The sequence below is a fragment of the Brachybacterium sp. 107 genome (genome assembly GCF_052379725.1).
Lineage (GTDB): Bacteria > Actinomycetota > Actinomycetes > Actinomycetales > Dermabacteraceae > Brachybacterium.
Window position 1 is genome coordinate 66,606 of sequence record NZ_JBQSYW010000007.1, and the last position, 17,726, is coordinate 84,331.

Consider the following 17,726-nt stretch of genomic DNA (forward strand, 5'->3'; position numbering starts at 1 on the left):
AAGAGATCCCGTCAGGGATGGCCTGCGCAGGTGAAGAAGCGACTGTTGCACGGTCGCCCCAGTCCGGCCCCGGCCGGTGCCCTCCGGGGTATGGGGATCTCGTGCGATCGAGGCCTCGACACTTGCGTGTCGAGGCCTTTCCTGTGCCCAGGACTTCTTCACCCGGTGGCGAGAGACCTCTGGAAGGAGGGCCATGGCTAACCCCGAAAAGGTTGATGCCGTCTCGGAGATCGCGGACCTGTTCCGCGAGTCCGACGCCGCTGTCATCACCGAGTATCGCGGGCTCAGCGTGGGGGATCTCAAGGAGCTTCGCCGCTCGTTGGGTTCCGAGACCACTTACGCCGTGGTGAAGAACACGCTCACGGAGATCGCCGCCCGCGAGGCCGGCATCACCGCCTTCGATGGCACGCTCAGCGGTCCGACCGCTATCGCGTTCATCAAGGGTGAGCCGGTGGGGCCCGCCAAGGCCCTGCGTGACTTCGCCAAGACCCACGAGCAGCTCGTGCTCAAGTCCGGTTACTTCGAGGGCGTCGCGCTCTCGAAGGAGGACGTCCAGAAGCTTGCGGACCTCGAGTCCCGCGAGGTCCTGCTGGCCAAGGCCGCCGGTGCCATGAAGGCATCGATGTCCAAGGCCGCCGCCACGTTCGCGGCGCCGCTGTCGAAGGCAGCACGCACCGTGGACGCGCTGCGGGCCAAGCAGGAAGCCTGAGGTTCTGAGGCTCCGCCTCACTCCTCACGGCCTCAGCGCTGTCCCCCGGGACCCCACGTGGGCGACCGGATTGCAAGACCCGGCGCGTGTGCGCCGCCGATACCGCAGGGACTCAGGTCCCGACCATAGGAAGGAACGCCACCATGGCTAAGCTCAGCAACGACGAGCTCATCGAAGCTTTCAAGGAAATGTCCCTCATCGAGCTCTCCGAGTTCGTGAAGCAGTTCGAGGACGTCTTCGACGTCACCGCTGCTGCCCCCGTGGCCGTCGCCGCTGCCGGTGGCGCTGCCGGTGGCGAGGCTGCCGAGGAGGAGGAGAAGGACGAGTTCGACGTCATTCTCGAGTCCGCCGGCTCCGCGAAGATCGCTGTCATCAAGGAGGTGCGCGGCCTCACCTCCCTCGGTCTGAAGGAGGCCAAGGCGCTCGTCGACGAGGCCCCCAAGGCTGTCCTCGAGGCTGTCAAGAAGGACGACGCCGAGGCTGCCAAGGCGAAGCTCGAGGAGGCCGGCGCGACCGTCACCGTCAAGTGATCTCCGGCGCTCGCCCCGGTGAGCGCCTCACCTGATGGCAGTCGCACTGCTCCTGAAGGGCCGTCCCGCATCTGCGGGACGGCCCTTCTGCTGTCCCCGGCGCCCATCCGCGGCCGGGCAGTCCCCGCCGTGACGCGCGGCACGGCCCGGCGCGCTGCAGGAGGGTGTGTCCTATGCCGCAAGCTGTGCACGTCGACGTTCCGGGCAAGACAGGAGCGGATGCTCCGATCCGCGAGGTCGGCTGCTCCGCCGAATCCGGGGGAGCGGTTCGGCGGCGCCGAGGCCGACGGCGCCGCCGATCGAGGATCTCGAGGACGAGGTCGAGTGGCCCGCGGAAACTCCACGAGCAGTGGAGAGAAGGGGCGTCAGCAGCGCTGCGACGTGCCGTGACACCCCGGGGCGACCCCCCAGTGCTTGACTCCGGAAGAATTACCGGCCATCCTGTTCGGCGTACGGAGCTGTTCCTGCCGCATGTGTCCCGCTGAGCCGAGCTCGCGAGGACCGGTCGAGCCAGACGGGCAGGAAGCACCGGCAAGACTTCTACGCCAGGCATATATCGGCCGACGTGGATGGACTCGTCGCACCGCGACTGTTGTGTCCATCCGCGTATTTGTGTATGCTCGGTCCTTGCGCTGTGCGTCGCCCGTGGGTTCTGCTGTCCTGACAGTATTTTTGCCTGCTCCACAACCCTTGACGGGTGTTCGCCGCGCCTGGGATTCCGTCATCGGCCTGTGGAAGGACCCCCCTTGGCTGCCTCGAGCACCGATCGCACCACCGACATCGCACTTCGTACCGCCTCTCCTCGCGTCACCTTCGCGAAGCTCGGCGACCCTATCGACGTACCGGATCTGCTGAGTCTGCAGACCACTTCGTTCGACTGGTTGCTGGGCAACTCGCGCTGGAAGGAGCGTGCCGAGGAGGCCGCTTCCGACGGGCGCGAGGATGTCCCGCAGACCTCCGGTCTCGCAGACATCCTCGAGGAGATCTCCCCGATCGAGGACTTCGCCGGCAACATGTCGCTGTCCTTCCGGGATCACACCTTCGACGACCCGAAGTACACGGTCGAGGAGTGCAAGGAGAAGGACCTCACCTACTCGGCTCCGATGTACGTCATCGCCGAGTTCATGAACAACGAGACCGGTGAGATCAAGACCCAGACGGTCTTCATGGGCGAATTCCCGCTCATGACCGACAAGGGCACGTTCATCATCAACGGCACCGAGCGTGTCGTGGTCTCCCAGCTGGTCCGCTCCCCGGGCGTGTACTTCGAGGAGAGCATCGACAAGACCAGCGACAAGCGCATCTTCAGCACGAAGGTGATCCCTTCGCGCGGTGCGTGGCTCGAGTTCGAGGTCGACAAGCGCGATCAGGTCGGTGTGCGCATCGATCGCAAGCGCAAGCAGTCGGTCACGACCCTGCTGCAGGCCCTGGGCCTGTCCCACTCGGACATCCTCGAGGAGTTCGGCGAGTTCGAATCGATGCGTTCCACGCTCGAGAAGGACCGCGTCTCCTCGCAGGACGAGGCCCTCATGGACATCTACCGCAAGCAGCGTCCGGGCGAGCCGCCCACGCGCGATGCGGGCGAGGCCATGCTGAACAACCTCTACTTCAACGCCAAGCGCTACGACCTCGCGAAGGTCGGCCGCTACAAGATCGGCAAGAAGCTCGGTCTCGAGGGCAGCCTGTCCGAGTCGACCCTCCGCCTCGAGGACATCGTCGCCTCGATCAAGTACATCGTCGCGCTGCATGACGGCGTCTCGGAGTACACGAGCAAGGACGGCAAGGTCGTCCGCGTCGAGACGGACGACATCGACCACTTCGGCAACCGTCGCATCCGCGCGGTGGGCGAGCTGATCCAGAACCAGGTCCGCACCGGCCTGTCCCGCATGGAGCGCGTCGTCCGCGAGCGCATGACCACGCAGGACGTCGAGGCGATCACCCCGCTGACGCTGATCAACATCCGACCGGTCACCGCCGCGATCAAGGAGTTCTTCGGAACCTCCCAGCTGTCGCAGTTCATGGACCAGAACAACCCGCTGTCGGGCCTGACGCACAAGCGTCGCCTCTCGGCGCTGGGCCCGGGCGGCCTCTCCCGCGACCGTGCCGGCATGGAGGTCCGTGACGTCCACCCGTCGCACTACGGCCGCATGTGCCCGATCGAGACCCCTGAGGGTCCGAACATCGGCCTGATCGGTTCGCTGGCGACTTTCGCCCGCATCAACCCCTTCGGCTTCATCGAGACGCCGTACCGCAAGGTCGACAAGGGCCTCGTCACCGACGAGATCGTCTACCTCACCGCGGACGACGAGGATCGCCACGTCATCGCTCAGGCCAACGCCAAGATCGGTGAGGACGGCCGGTTCGTCGAGGAGCAGGTGCTCGTGCGCCTCACCGGCGGCGAGCCGGACCTGGTCGATGCGGCCGACGTCGACTACATGGACGTCTCCGCACGTCAGATGGTCTCCGTCGCCACCGCGATGATCCCCTTCCTCGAGCACGACGACGCCAACCGTGCGCTGATGGGCTCGAACATGCAGCGCCAGGCCGTGCCGCTGCTCAAGGCCGAGATGCCGCTCGTCGGCACCGGCATGGAGCGCCGCGCAGCAGTCGACGCCGGCGACGTGGTCGTCTCGGCGAAGGCCGGCGTCATCGAGGAGCTGTCCGCCGACCTCATCGTGGTGATGGCCGACGACGGCACCCGTCAGACGTACCCGATCGGGAAGTTCCAGCGCTCCAACGCCGGCAACTCCTACAACCAGCGCGTGCTGTTCGACGAGGGCGACCGCGTCGAGGTCGGGTCCATCCTGGCCGACGGTCCGTCGACCGACCAGGGCGAGCTCTCCATGGGCAAGAACCTGCTGGTCGCGTTCATGTCGTGGGAAGGCCACAACTACGAGGACGGCATCATCCTGTCCTCGCGCCTGGTCCAGGACGATGTCCTCACCTCGATCCACATCGAGGAGCACGAGGTCGACGCCCGCGACACCAAGCTGGGCCGCGAGGAGATCACCCGGGACATCCCGAACGTCGGCGACGACGTGCTGGCCGATCTCGACGAGCGCGGCATCATCCGCATCGGCGCCGAGGTCAACCCCGGCGACATTCTGGTCGGCAAGGTCACCCCCAAGGGCGAGACCGAGCTGACCCCGGAGGAGCGCCTGCTGCGCGCGATCTTCGGCGAGAAGGCCCGCGAGGTGCGCGACACCTCGCTGCGAGTCCCCCACGGCGAGACCGGCACCGTCATCGGTGTCCAGGTCTTCAACGACGAGGAGGATGGCGACATCCTCCCCACCGGTGTCAACGACATGGTCCGCGTCTACGTGGCCCAGAAGCGCAAGATCACCGATGGTGACAAGCTCGCCGGCCGTCACGGCAACAAGGGCGTCATCGCGAAGATCCTGCCGGTCGAGGACATGCCGTTCCTCGAGGACGGCACCCCGGTCGACATCATCCTCAACCCCATGGGTGTGCCCGGTCGTATGAACATCGGCCAGGTCATGGAGACCCACCTCGGGTGGGTCGCCAAGGCCGGCTGGGATCTCGATCCGACCGACCCGAACGCCGCCGAGCTCCCTGAGGGCGCTCTGCACGGCGAGCCCGGCACCCCGGTGGGCGTCCCGGTCTTCGACGGCCTCTCGGCCGAGGAGGTCACCGGTCTGATCGCCAACCACCGCCCCAACCGGGACGGTGTGCGGATGGTCAAGGAGGACGGCAAGGCGCAGCTGTTCGACGGCCGCTCCGGCGAGCCGCTGCCCGAGCCGATCTCCGTGGGCTACATGTACATCCTGAAGCTCCACCACCTGGTGGACGACAAGCTGCACGCGCGCTCGACCGGCCCCTACTCGATGATCACGCAGCAGCCCCTGGGCGGTAAGGCCCAGTTCGGCGGCCAGCGTTTCGGCGAGATGGAGGTGTGGGCCCTCGAGGCCTACGGCGCCGCGTACGCCCTGCAGGAGCTCCTGACGATCAAGTCCGACGACATCGCCGGACGCGTGAAGGTCTACGAGGCCATCGTCAAGGGCGAGAACATCCCCGAGCCCGGCATCCCGGAATCCTTCCGTGTGCTCCTCAAGGAGATGCAGTCCCTGTGCCTGAACGTCGAGGTCCTCTCCTCCGACGGCACGGCCCAGGAAGTTCAGGAAGGCGATGAGGAGGTCTTCCGCGCTGCGGAGGAGCTCGGCATCGACCTGTCCCGCCGACCCCACGAGGGCGTCGGCTCCATCGAAGAGGTCTGAGGGACGCGGGCTCGGGGCGAGGGGAGCAGCCAGACCCTGTTCCCCTCGCACTGAGCCCCGCCCTCGACCCCCGTTCCCTCAGACACCACACTTCCGATCGAGAGAAGGACACCAGTGTTCGACGTCAACACCTTCGACGAGCTGCGCATCGGCCTCGCCACCGCCGACGACATCCGCGGCTGGTCCCACGGCGAGGTCAAGAAGCCGGAGACCATCAACTACCGCACCCTGAAGCCCGAGATGGACGGCCTCTTCTGCGAGCGCATCTTCGGCCCCACCCGGGACTGGGAGTGCTACTGCGGCAAGTACAAGCGCGTGCGCTTCAAGGGCATCATCTGCGAGCGCTGCGGCGTGGAGGTCACCAAGTCCTCCGTGCGTCGTGAGCGCATGGGCCACGTGGAGCTCGCCGCTCCCGTCACGCACATCTGGTACTTCAAGGGCGTGCCGAGCCGCCTCGGCGACCTGTTGGACCTCGCGCCGAAGGATCTCGAGAAGATCATCTACTTCGCCGCGTACATGATCACCTCGGTGGACGAGCAGGCTCGTCACGAGGACATGCCTGATCTCCAGGCGCGTTTCGACCTGGAGACCAAGGAGCTCGCCAGCGAGCGGGACGCCGCGCTGAACCAGCGGGCGATCTCCGCCGAGAAGGACCTCGCCCAGCTCGAGGAGGAGGGTGCCAAGGCCGACGCGAAGCGCAAGGTCCGCGACTCCTCCGAGCGCGAGCAGGCCCAGATCCGCAAGAAGTACGACGCCGAGATCGAGCGCGTCACCCGTGTGTGGGATCGCTTCAAGTCGCTCAAGGTCGCGGACCTCGAGGGCGATGAGCAGCTCTACCGCGCGATGAAGCTCCGCTACGGCACGTACTTCGAGGGCGGCATGGGCGCCGAGGCGCTCCAGCGTCGTCTGCTGGACTTCGATCTCGACGCCGAGGCCGTCACGCTGCGCGAGATCATCGCGACCGGCAAGGGCCAGAAGAAGGCCCGAGCCCTCAAGCGCCTCAAGGTCGTCTCGGCCTTCCGGTCCACCACGAACTCGCCGGCCGGCATGGTCCTGGACTGCGTCCCGGTCATCCCGCCGGATCTGCGCCCGATGGTGCAGCTGGACGGTGGCCGCTTCGCGACCTCCGATCTCAACGACCTGTACCGCCGTGTGATCAACCGCAACAACCGTCTCAAGCGGCTGCTCGATCTCGGCGCGCCCGAGATCATCGTGAACAACGAGAAGCGCATGCTGCAGGAGTCGGTCGACTCGCTGTTCGACAACGGCCGACGGGGTCGTCCGGTCACCGGACCGGGCAACCGCCCGCTGAAGTCGCTGTCCGACATGCTCAAGGGCAAGCAGGGGCGTTTCCGTCAGAACCTGCTCGGCAAGCGCGTGGACTACTCCGCGCGTTCCGTGATCGTCAACGGCCCGCAGCTGCGTCTGCACCAGTGCGGCCTGCCCAAGGGCATGGCGCTGGAGCTGTTCAAGCCCTTCGTCATGAAGCGTCTCGTCGAGCTCAGCCACGCCCAGAACGTCAAGGCCGCCAAGCGGATGGTCGAGCGTGCACGTCCCGAGGTGTGGGACGTCCTCGAAGAGGTCATCACCGAGCACCCCGTGCTGCTGAACCGTGCGCCCACCCTGCACCGTCTGGGCATCCAGGCGTTCGAGCCGCAGCTCGTCGAGGGCAAGGCCATCCACCTGCACCCGCTCGTCTGCGCCGCGTTCAACGCGGACTTCGACGGCGACCAGATGGCTGTGCACCTGCCGCTCTCGGCAGAGGCCCAGGCCGAGGCGCGCATCCTGATGCTGTCCAGCAACAACATCCTCAAGCCGTCCGACGGTCGCCCCGTGACCATGCCCGCACAGGACATGATCATCGGTCTGTACCACCTCACGACGGTCCGCGAGGACGTCGCCGGCAAGGGTCGCACCTTCGCCTCCGAGGCAGAGGCGATCATGGCCCACGACCGTGGTGAGCTGCATCTGAACGCCGAGGTGAGCATCCGCTTCACGGACATCGTTCCGCCGAGCGACTGGGAGGCCCCGGAGGGCTGGACCGAGGGTGACCCGATCAACCTCACCACCACCCTGGGCACCGTCTACTTCAACGAGACGCTGCCGCCGGACTTCCCCTACGTGAAGGGCCAGGTCGGCAAGAAGCGCCTGGGCGGCATCGTCAACACGCTCGCAGAGCGTTACGACAAGGGCCAGGTGGCCGCGTCGCTGGACGCTCTGAAGGCGTACGGCTTCTCGTGGTCCACCCGGTCGGGTGCGTCCTTCGCGCTGTCCGACGTCGTGACCCCTCCGAACAAGCCGGAGATCATCGCGCGCTTCGAGAACCGGGCCGCCCAGGTTCAGGAGAACCGCGACCTCGGTCTCATCTCCGAGACCGAGCGAAATGTCGAGCTCATCGACATCTGGACCGAGGCGACCAACGAGGTCGATCAGGCCATGCGGGCGAACTTCGACTCGACCAACACCATCTTCCGGATGGTCGACTCCGGTGCGCGAGGCAACTGGATGCAGGTCCGTCAGATCGCCGGTATGCGTGGTCTGGTGACCAACCCGAAGGGCGAGATCATCCCGCGCCCGATCCTCTCCAACTACAAGGAGGGGCTCTCGGTCCTGGAGTACTTCATCGCGTCGCACGGCTCCCGCAAGGGGCTGGCGGACACCGCGCTGAAGACCGCTCAGTCGGGCTACCTGACCCGTCGTCTGGTCGACGTCTCGCAGGACGTCATCGTCCGCGAGGAGAACTGCGGCACGACGAAGGGCCTGGTCCTTCCGATCGCGGTCGAGGAGGGCGGCGTGCTGCGTCCCCACGAGCACGCGGAGTCCACGGTGTACGGGCGTGTCCTGGCCACCGCGGCGGTCGGCGCCGACGGCACCGAGGCGGCCCCGGCCGGTTCGGAGCTGGGCGATGTGCTCCTCGAGCAGCTCGTCGAGGCCGGCGTGCGCGAGGTGAAGATCCGCTCCGTGCTGACCTGCGACTCCGCAGTCGGCACCTGTGTCCACTGCTACGGCCGTTCGCTCGCGACCGGCCAGCTGGTGGACATCGGCGAGGCCGTCGGCATCGTCGCGGCCCAGTCGATCGGTGAGCCCGGTACCCAGCTGACCATGCGTACCTTCCACTCCGGTGGTGTGGCGAGCGCGGACGGCGACATCACCCACGGTCTGCCCCGTATCCAGGAGCTCTTCGAGGCTCGTACCCCGGCCGGCTTCGCGCCGATCTCGGAGTTCGCCGGTCGCGTGGAGATCGAGGAGAACGACAAGCAGCGTCGCCTCACGGTCACCCCCGACGACGGCTCCGAGCCGGTCGTCTACACGGTGTCCAAGCGCGTGACCCTGCTGGTCTCGGCCGGCGAGCACATCGAGGTCGGCCAGCAGCTGACCCAGGGCTCGGTGGATCCGAAGCAGGTCCTGCGGATCCTCGGTCCCCGCAAGGTGCAGCAGCACCTGGTGGACGAGGTGCAGAAGGTGTACATCAGCCAGGGTGTGGACATCCACGCCAAGCACATCGAGGTCATCGTGCGGCAGATGCTGCGTCGCGTGACGATCATCGAGTCCGGTGACACCGACCTGCTGCCCGGCGACTTCGCCGAGCGCGTGTCCTTCGAGCGGGAGAACCGTCGGGTCCTCTCCGAGGGTGGCCAGCCGGCCTCGGGTCGTCCCGAGCTGATGGGCATCACGAAGGCGTCCCTCGCGACCGAGTCGTGGCTGTCGGCGGCCTCCTTCCAGGAGACCACCCGCGTGCTCACCGAAGCCGCCCTGAACCGCAAGAGCGATCAGCTCATGGGGCTCAAGGAGAACGTCATCATCGGCAAGCTCATCCCGGCCGGTACGGGCCTGTCCCGTTTCCGTCGCATCGCGGTCGAGCCCACCGACGAGGCCAAGGCGCAGATGTACCAGGTGCCCGGGTACGACGAGCTGGACTTCTCCGGCTTCGGTCAGACCGGTGCGGTCAACCTGGACGACATCGACTACGCCGATCCGTTCCGCACGGATTTCCGCTGAGTCGCTGAGCGTCCCGTCGCCCGCGCACTGAGCGTCGGCGCGACGTGAACGCCATGAGGGGCGGTCCCACTTCGGTGGGGCCGCCCCTCATCGCATGGGGTGGGGGAGTGCGGACGGCCACCGTCGGAGCGCCTGCTGGACGGATCAGCGGAGGACGGCCGACGGCGAACCGGCTGCGCGAGCAGGACCCCGCCCCGCTCCCGGACCTGTGACCTGTCTCCGTGATGCACGCCCGTGGCGACCGCCACGATCGGGGCTCTACGCGCTCTCCGGAGTGACCTGACCGACCCGGATGTTCACGGGAGGGTAAAGACCTCTCGGGTATGCCCCAAAGGTCTCGTCGTTGCCCTTCACCTCGGGCGCTCCCTGCGAAACGATGGCATCTGGCATTCCTGTGCGGCCTTCCCTGCTGCGCTCCGTTCCGGAGGCGCGCTCGCACCGGGACGCCGGGCCCCGTCTCCGGGGCACTCGTGCTCAGAGATGGATGGCCCTGCCGGAAGCCGGCAGAAGAACAGGTGGAACAGTGAAGAAGACCCCGTGGATCATCGCGGCAGCTGCAGTGTGCGTCGTCGGTGTAGGAGGCGGTGGCACCGCCTTCGCCATGTCCAATGAGGCGGCCCTGACCGTGTACGGCCAGCAGACGATGGTCCGCACCTTCTCGCAGCCCACCGTCGCCGAGCTGCTCGAGGCCCAGGGCGTCGAGCTCAAGGACACGGACCTCGTCGTCCCCGACCTCGCGGCGCAGGTCACCGACGGTCTCGACATCCAGATCATCCACCGCACCCCGGTGACGGTCACCGTCGACGGCGAGGACCAGAGCGTCCTCACCACCGGTGACACGGTCGCCGACGCACTGGAGGACGTCGACTACAAGGCCGAGGGCGCCAGCGTGTCTCCGGCCCCCGATACCGAGCTCAGCGCGAAGGATGCGCAGATCGACGTGGTCACCCGCAAGACCGTCACCTTCATCGGGCAGAACGGTCAGGACACCTTCGAGGTCGCCGCGCTGACCGTCGACGACGCGATGACGAAGGTGCTCGGCGATATCGAGGACACCGACAAGGCCTCCGTCGACCGCGACTCGATCCTCGAGGACGGCGCGACCATCACCGTCCAGCGCATCCGCGAGGCCGAGCGCACGGAGACCGTCGACGTGCCGTTCGAGACGAAGACCGTCAAGGACGACGAGCTGCTCGAGGGCACCACGAAGACCACCACCGAGGGCAAGAAGGGCACGACGGAGAAGGTCTTCACGGACAAGACCGTCGACGGCAAGGTCACCGAGTCCGAGCTGGTCTCGGAGAAGGTCGCCGAGAAGCCGGTCACCGAGGTCATCACCAAGGGCACCAAGCCGGCCCCGAAGCCCGAGCCCGCACCGGAGCCCACGTCCGAGTCCTCGTCCTCCGAGCAGGCTCCCTCGCAGCGGACCGAGAAGAAGACCGAGAAGAAGAGCACGCAGAAGGAGAGCAGCTCGCGCAGCTCCGAGCGTGACTCCACCCCGGAGAAGAAGCCCGCAGCCAGTGCCCCGTCGGTCTCCGACGGCTCCGTCTGGGATCGTCTCGCCCAGTGCGAGGCCGGTGGCAACTGGTCCATCAACACCGGCAACGGATTCTCCGGCGGTCTGCAGTTCACGAAGTCGACCTGGCTCGCCTTCGGCGGCGGCCAGTATGCTCCGGTGGCGCATCAGGCCACCCGCGAGCAGCAGATCTCGATCGGCAAGAAGGTCCAGGCCGGGCAGGGCTGGGGCGCCTGGCCGTCCTGCACCTCGCAGCTGGGCATCCGCTGAGCGGAGCTCATCTCCCCGTCGGCGGTGCGCTCCACAGCGCGTCGACCTCCCGTCCGACCAGTGCGTCGAGCGCGCCGTGGATCTCCACGGCGCGCTCGCGTCGTGCTGGGCGGAGGGCGCTGGCCGCGCTCGCAGCACGACGACAGGGCGACTGCCGTCACAGACCGACATGTGATCTGCGTCGGAACGTGGAAGAAGCTTTGACCGCGTACCACAGCCGTCAGTAGACTGCGAGTGCGTCCGGAGTGCCCTCTGGTCGTGACCCGGGACAAGATCCGCGAATGCCCTCCGGGGCGGCCGCGGACGGCGTCCCCCGCGAGGAGCGGATCCTCGCGGTGTGCCCGAATGTGGAACCGGCGGCCATGCCCGGCCCCGACCACGGGCACCGATCACGGTCCTCCTGGACGCCCGGCAGGTGCCATCACCTGACGGGCGGGTCGATCTGCCGATATTCCCGGGCCATGGGGACGGTGCATCGGGTCGCCGGCCGTGAGAGCGGTCGAAGAAGTTGATCCGTCGGAGCCAACAGCTCCGGTGGCTGAACAGGAAGAGAAGCTGTGCCCACTATTCAGCAGTTGGTGCGCAAGGGGCGGGACGCTCGTTCGTCCTCCTCCAAGACGCCCGCGCTCAAGGGTTCGCCCCAGCGCCGTGGTGTCTGCACGCGCGTCTACACCCAGACCCCCAAGAAGCCGAACTCCGCGCTGCGCAAGATCGCGCGTGTTCGCCTCTCCACCGGCGTCGAGGTCACCGCGTACATCCCCGGCGAGGGCCACAACCTCCAGGAGCACTCCATCGTGCTCGTCCGCGGCGGTCGTGTGAAGGACCTCCCCGGTGTGCGCTACAAGATCGTCCGAGGCGCACTCGACACCCAGTCCGTGAAGGGCCGCAAGCAGGCTCGTTCGCTCTACGGCGCCAAGAAGGAGAAGAAGTAATGCCTCGTAAGGGCCCCGCTCCCAAGCGCCCGCTGGCCGTCGACCCCGTCTTCGGTTCGCCGATCGTCACGCAGCTCATCAACAAGATCCTCCTCGACGGCAAGAAGACCGTCGCCGAGGGCATCGTCTACGGCGCGCTCGAGGGCGCCCGTGAGAAGAACGGCCAGGATCCGGTCGTCACCCTGAAGAAGGCCCTGGACAACATCCGTCCGAGCCTCGAGGTCCGCTCCCGCCGAGTCGGCGGCGCGACCTACCAGGTCCCGATCGAGGTCAAGCCGGGCCGCTCCACCACGCTGGCGCTGCGCTGGCTGGTCAGCTACTCGCGCGCCCGTCGCGAGAACACGATGACCGAGCGTCTGATGAACGAGATCCTCGACGCGTCCAACGGCCTCGGTGCCGCTGTGAAGCGCCGCGAGGACACCCACAAGATGGCCGAGTCCAACCGGGCCTTCGCGCACTACCGCTGGTGAGTTCCGGTGGGGCCTTCCTCTCCGGGCAGGCCCCACCGACCGCCCTCCGGCACCTCGACCAGCTCCCGTTCTCCAGAAAGGCACAAGCCAGTGGCACTTGCAGTGCTCAGCGATCTGAACAAGGTCCGCAATATCGGCATCATGGCTCACATCGATGCCGGCAAAACCACGACGACCGAGCGCATCCTCTTCTACACCGGCGTGAACTACAAGATGGGCGAGACCCATGACGGCGCCGGCACGATGGACTGGATGGAGCAGGAGAAGGAGCGCGGCATCACCATCACGTCCGCCGCGACGACCTGCTACTGGCACGACAGCCAGATCAACATCATCGACACCCCCGGCCACGTCGACTTCACCGTCGAGGTGGAGCGCTCGCTGCGCGTGCTCGATGGCGCTGTCGCGGTGTTCGACGGCAAGGAGGGCGTGGAGCCCCAGTCGGAGACCGTCTGGCGCCAGGCCGACAAGTACGACGTGCCCCGCATCTGCTTCGTCAACAAGATGGACAAGCTGGGCGCCGACTTCTTCTTCACCGTGAAGACGATCGAGGACCGCCTCGGCGCGAAGCCGCTGGTCATGCAGGTCCCGATCGGTGCAGAGCACGAGTTCAACGGCATCGTCGACCTCGTCGAGATGAAGGCCTTCGACTGGCCCGAGACCCTCGAAGAGGACATGCCGGCGATCAACTCGAAGAAGGGTGATCCGTCCCTGGGCCAGTGGCAGCGGGAGATCCCGATCCCCGCTGACCTCCAGGACACGGTCGACGAGTACCGCGCCAAGCTGGTCGAGGATGTCGCCGAGAGCTCCGAGGAGCTCATGGAGGCATACCTCGAGGAGGGTGACCTCACCCTCGAGCAGCTCAAGAGCGGCATCCGTGCACTGACCGTCAACTCGGAGGCCTACCCGGTCTTCTGCGGCACCGCGTTCAAGAACAAGGGCGTCCAGCTCATGCTCAACGGCGTCGTCGACTACCTTCCCTCGCCCCTCGACGTGCCCCCGATGGTGGGTCACAAGCCGGGCGACGAGGACACGGAGATCATCCGGAAGCCCGACTGGGACGAGCCCTTCTCGGCGCTCGCCTTCAAGGTCGCCGCGCATGCGTTCTTCGGGTCGCTGACCTACGTGCGCGTCTACTCCGGTCAGGTGAAGCAGGGCGATCAGATCCTGAACGTCACGACCGGCAAGAAGGAGCGCGTCGGCAAGCTCTTCCAGATGCACTCCAACAAGGAGAACCCGGTGGAGGAGGCCTTCGCGGGCCATATCTACGCCTTCATCGGTCTCAAGGACACCACGACGGGCGACACGCTCGCCGATCCGGCGAACCCGGTTCAGCTGGAGTCCATGAGCTTCCCGGAGCCGGTCATCTCGGTGGCCATCGAGCCGAAGACCAAGAGTGACCAGGAGAAGCTGGGCGTCGCCATCCAGAAGCTCGCCAAGGAGGACCCGACCTTCCAGGTCGAGTTCGACGAGGAGACCGGTCAGACCGTCATCAAGGGCATGGGCGAGCTGCACCTCGACATCCTCGTGGACCGCATGCGTCGCGAGTTCAACGTCGAGGCCAACATCGGCAAGCCCCAGGTGGCGTACCGCGAGACGATCAAGCGGACTGTGGAGAAGTACGACTTCACCCACAAGAAGCAGACCGGTGGCTCCGGCCAGTTCGCGAAGATCCAGGTCACCTTCGGTCCGCTGACCGATGCCGAGGACGGCGTGTTCTACGAGTTCGAGAACAAGGTCACCGGCGGCCGCATCCCGCGCGAGTACATCCCGAGCGTGGACGCGGGCATCCAGACTGCTCTGCAGTCCGGCATCCTCGCCGGTTACCCGGTGGTCAACGTCAAGGCCTCGCTCCTTGACGGCGCCTACCATGACGTCGACTCCTCGGAGATGGCGTTCAAGATCGCCGGCTCCATGGCGGCCAAGGAAGCCCTGCGCAAGGCGCAGCCGGTCATCCTCGAGCCGCTCATGGACGTCGAGGTCCGCACTCCGGAGGAGTACATGGGAGATGTCATCGGCGATCTGAACTCGCGGCGCGGTCAGATCCAGTCGATGGAGGACGCGAGCGGAGCGAAGATCGTCCGTGCTCTCGTCCCGCTGTCCGAGATGTTCGGATACGTCGGCGACCTGCGGTCCAAGACCCAGGGTCGTGCGATGTACACGATGCAGTTCGACAGCTACGCGGAGGTCCCCTCCAGCATTGCTGAGGAGATCGTCGCCAAGACCCGGGGCGAGTGAGACATGGGGGAGCAGGTAGGATCCTTCTCCTGTTCCCCCTCTTCTCCATCGGCCTCCTTCCCACTCGGGAGGGGATCCGATCCCGATCCAAGAAGTACCACGATTAGAAGTCCTAGGAGGACACCATCATGGCCAAGGCCAAGTTCGAGCGGACCAAGCCGCACGTCAACATCGGCACCATCGGTCACGTCGACCATGGCAAGACGACGCTGAGCGCCGCGATCTCGAAGGTTCTGTACGACAAGTTCCCCGAGATCAACCAGAAGCGCGACTTCGACACGATCGATAACGCGCCCGAGGAGAAGCAGCGCGGCATCACGATCAACGTCTCGCACATCGAGTACGAGACCGACAAGCGCCACTACGCGCACGTCGATGCCCCCGGTCACGCCGACTACGTCAAGAACATGATCACCGGCGCGGCGCAGATGGACGGCGCGATCCTCGTGGTCGCCGCCACCGACGGCCCGATGGCTCAGACCCGTGAGCACGTCCTGCTCGCCAAGCAGGTCGGCGTTCCGTACCTGCTCGCAGCTCTCAACAAGTCCGACATGGTCGACGACGAGGAGATCCTCGAGCTCGTCGAGATGGAGGTCCGCGAGATGCTGGGCGCTCAGGGCTTCGACGAGGATGCACCCGTCATCCAGGTCTCCGCTCTCAAGGCCCTCGAGGGCGATGAGAAGTGGGTCAAGAAGATCGAAGAGCTCATGGAGGCTGTGGACGAGAAGATCCCGGACCCCGTCCGCGATCTCGACCAGCCCTTCCTCATGCCGATCGAGGACGTCTTCACGATCCAGGGTCGTGGCACCGTCGTCACCGGCAAGGTCGACCGCGGCAAGCTGTCGATCAACTCGGAGATCGAGATCCTCGGCATCCGTGCGCCCCAGAAGACGATCGTCACGGGCATCGAGATGTTCCACAAGCAGATGGACGAGGCGTGGGCCGGCGAGAACTGCGGCCTCCTCCTTCGTGGCACCAAGCGTGAGGACGTCGAGCGCGGCCAGGTCGTGGCCAAGCCCGGCACCATCACCCCGCACACGAACTTCGAGGGCCAGGTCTACATCCTGTCCAAGGACGAGGGTGGCCGTCACAACCCGTTCTACTCGAACTACCGTCCGCAGTTCTACTTCCGGACCACCGACGTCACCGGCGTCATCGAGCTGCCCGAGGGCACCGAGATGGTCATGCCCGGCGACAACACCGAGATGACGGTCGAGCTGATCCAGCCGATCGCCATGGAGGAGGGCCTCGGCTTCGCCATCCGTGAGGGTGGCCGCACCGTGGGCTCAGGCCGCGTCACCAAGATCATCAAGTGATCTCAGCGGGGGCGACCCCGCAGCGGTGAAGCGTTCGCCGAGCGGACGCTGAGCAGCCAGAAGGCCCCGACCCGGGTTCACCGGGTCGGGGCCTTCGTCTGTTCCCGGACAGTACAGACAGGTGCAGGGACCGGCATGGGCTCCGCCCGCATACCGCCCGGTGCCGCAGACCGCCTGCAGACCGTCTGGTGCGACAGAGGTCTGTGCCGCACGGCCTGGATGCGGTGAGGGAGGGCGGTGACGCTGCTGCGCGCCGACGCCCCAGTGCCCGAAAGGCCCCCGCCCGCTCAACGAGCGGACGGGGGCCTTTCGGGACCGGCCAGGCGCCGGAGGCGGCCACGGTCGGTGTCAGGCACCTCCGGTGCCGACAGGGCAGGCACCTTCGATGCCGACGGGGGCCGTTGCCCTGTGCGGAGCGTTCAGCGGGTTCTGCCCTCGGTGTTCTGGTCGTCCCCGCGCTGCTCAGGACGCTGAGCCTCTCCCGGGGTGGGTGAGCCCTCGTAGAGCGCTGCGTCGGCGGGACGACCGAAGGCGGGCCGTCCGCTGCGGGAGGGCGTGTCGCTCGCGGCGGGCTGGGGCGCAGAGTCGACCGGCTTCCCGTAGGTGGGACGCGACGGACGCTGTGAGTTCGACAGCGCGGACGGAGCCTGGGGGGCGCCGGACGTCGGCCGGTGCTGCGAGAACTGGTTCTCTCCGTAGGCGGGCGGTGTCCCGTACGAGGCGTTCGGCTGCGACGGGCCGGTCTGTGAGGGGCCGGGATATCCGCTCGGGACCCCGTGGCCCGGCAGCTGGGTGCTGGGGGAGTGCGGCGTGACCGCCGGGGCGGCGCCGGTCTCGACGAGGAGGCGACGCGCCTCGTCGGCATGCTTGTGCTCGACCAGCAGCTCGTACTGCATCGGGATCGTCGAGGTCATCGAGGTGAAGTCGCGCTTGCCGCCGGTCATGGCGTAGCCGATGAGCGCCCAGACCGTGAAGAACACGATGCCCATCAGCACGCTCGTGAGCACGACCATGAGGTTGCTCGGGGTGATCAGCATCAGCAGCAGGCCCAGGAACAAACCCATCCACAGGCCCGAGAGCGCGCCCTGTCCGACGACGCGGCCCCAGGTCTTCCGCCCGGTGACGCGCTCCATGAGCTTGAGGTCCGTGCCGACGATCAAGGTGCTCTGCACGGGGAAGTGGTTGTCCGCCAGGGTGTCGACGACAGCCTGCACCTCTTGGTACGTGCTGTAGACGCCGAGTGAGCGCGGGTACTCCAAGTCGTACAGGCGCGCGGTCAGAGGCGAGGCGGGGTGACGTGGCTGGGTCATGGACCCACCGTAATCCAGCAGACCCGGAACCTGCTGGGCGCCTGCCGGACGAATCGTGGGAGTCGCCTGGCCCGGACCGGCTCCTCTGCGTCTACGACTCGTCATCGCCTCGTGACCGGGAGGGGCAGTCAAGTGTTCGAATTCGAAGTGTCCACCACGTAGGGTGAATACGCAGTCGTCCGATGGGACGACGTCAGTGTT

The 17,726-nt window shown here is 66.7% G+C and carries 10 protein-coding genes; 9 read left to right on the plus strand and 1 reads right to left on the minus strand.

The genetic code is table 11. From position 1 onward, the window contains the following. The first annotated feature begins 193 nt into the window (after positions 1-193). The 9 genes from rplJ (at position 194) to tuf (ending at position 16,215) form a co-directional block, all read left to right on the plus strand. Entirely contained in the window at positions 194-709 is a 516-nt protein-coding gene (gene rplJ / locus ACT3UL_RS09730; RefSeq protein WP_444578045.1) for a 50S ribosomal protein L10, read from the plus strand. A gap of 143 nt (positions 710-852) precedes the next feature. Then, a complete protein-coding gene (gene rplL / locus ACT3UL_RS09735) occupies positions 853-1,239 on the plus strand; it encodes a 50S ribosomal protein L7/L12 (protein ID WP_444578046.1) in 387 nt (128 codons plus the stop codon). Positions 1,240-1,985: 746 nt separating this feature from the next. Next, complete coding sequence (gene rpoB, locus ACT3UL_RS09740; RefSeq protein WP_444578047.1) at positions 1,986-5,474, plus strand: DNA-directed RNA polymerase subunit beta; 3,489 nt, start codon at positions 1,986-1,988, stop codon at positions 5,472-5,474. 114 nt (positions 5,475-5,588) lie between these two features. Next, positions 5,589-9,473, plus strand: coding sequence for a DNA-directed RNA polymerase subunit beta' (locus ACT3UL_RS09745; RefSeq protein ID WP_444578048.1), 3,885 nt, complete (start codon positions 5,589-5,591; stop codon positions 9,471-9,473). A gap of 523 nt (positions 9,474-9,996) precedes the next feature. After that, on the plus strand, positions 9,997-11,259 hold the full coding sequence (locus ACT3UL_RS09750) for a resuscitation-promoting factor (RefSeq protein ID WP_444578049.1): 1,263 nt from the start codon (positions 9,997-9,999) through the stop codon (positions 11,257-11,259). A 557-nt stretch (positions 11,260-11,816) separates the two neighbouring features. Continuing rightward, entirely contained in the window at positions 11,817-12,191 is a 375-nt protein-coding gene (rpsL, locus tag ACT3UL_RS09755) for a 30S ribosomal protein S12 (RefSeq protein WP_193116783.1), read from the plus strand. After that, positions 12,191-12,661: a 30S ribosomal protein S7 gene (rpsG, locus tag ACT3UL_RS09760; protein WP_299298842.1), complete on the plus strand. Its 471-nt coding sequence runs from the start codon at positions 12,191-12,193 to the stop codon at positions 12,659-12,661. The genes rpsL and rpsG overlap by 1 nt, the downstream gene beginning before the upstream one ends. A gap of 90 nt (positions 12,662-12,751) precedes the next feature. Continuing rightward, a complete protein-coding gene (gene fusA, locus ACT3UL_RS09765; protein WP_444578050.1) occupies positions 12,752-14,899 on the plus strand; it encodes an elongation factor G in 2,148 nt (715 codons plus the stop codon). Between the two features lie 128 nt (positions 14,900-15,027). After that, a complete protein-coding gene (tuf, locus tag ACT3UL_RS09770) occupies positions 15,028-16,215 on the plus strand; it encodes an elongation factor Tu (protein WP_444578051.1) in 1,188 nt (395 codons plus the stop codon). Positions 16,216-16,634: 419 nt separating this feature from the next. On the opposite strand, the gene ACT3UL_RS09775 is transcribed toward tuf, so the two are convergent. After that, positions 16,635-17,525: a general stress protein gene (locus tag ACT3UL_RS09775; RefSeq protein ID WP_444578052.1), complete on the minus strand. Its 891-nt coding sequence runs from the start codon at positions 17,523-17,525 to the stop codon at positions 16,635-16,637. Between the last annotated feature and the right edge of the window lie 201 nt (positions 17,526-17,726).

Coding starts and splice junctions, on each gene's coding strand:
- rpsG (WP_299298842.1), top strand. CDS start 12,191: ATGCCTCGTAAGGGCCCCGCTCCCAAGCGCCCGCTGGCCGTCGACCCC.
- tuf (WP_444578051.1), top strand. CDS start 15,028: ATGGCCAAGGCCAAGTTCGAGCGGACCAAGCCGCACGTCAACATCGGC.
- ACT3UL_RS09775 (WP_444578052.1), bottom strand. CDS start 17,525: ATGACCCAGCCACGTCACCCCGCCTCGCCTCTGACCGCGCGCCTGTAC.
- rplL (WP_444578046.1), top strand. CDS start 853: ATGGCTAAGCTCAGCAACGACGAGCTCATCGAAGCTTTCAAGGAAATG.
- rplJ (WP_444578045.1), top strand. CDS start 194: ATGGCTAACCCCGAAAAGGTTGATGCCGTCTCGGAGATCGCGGACCTG.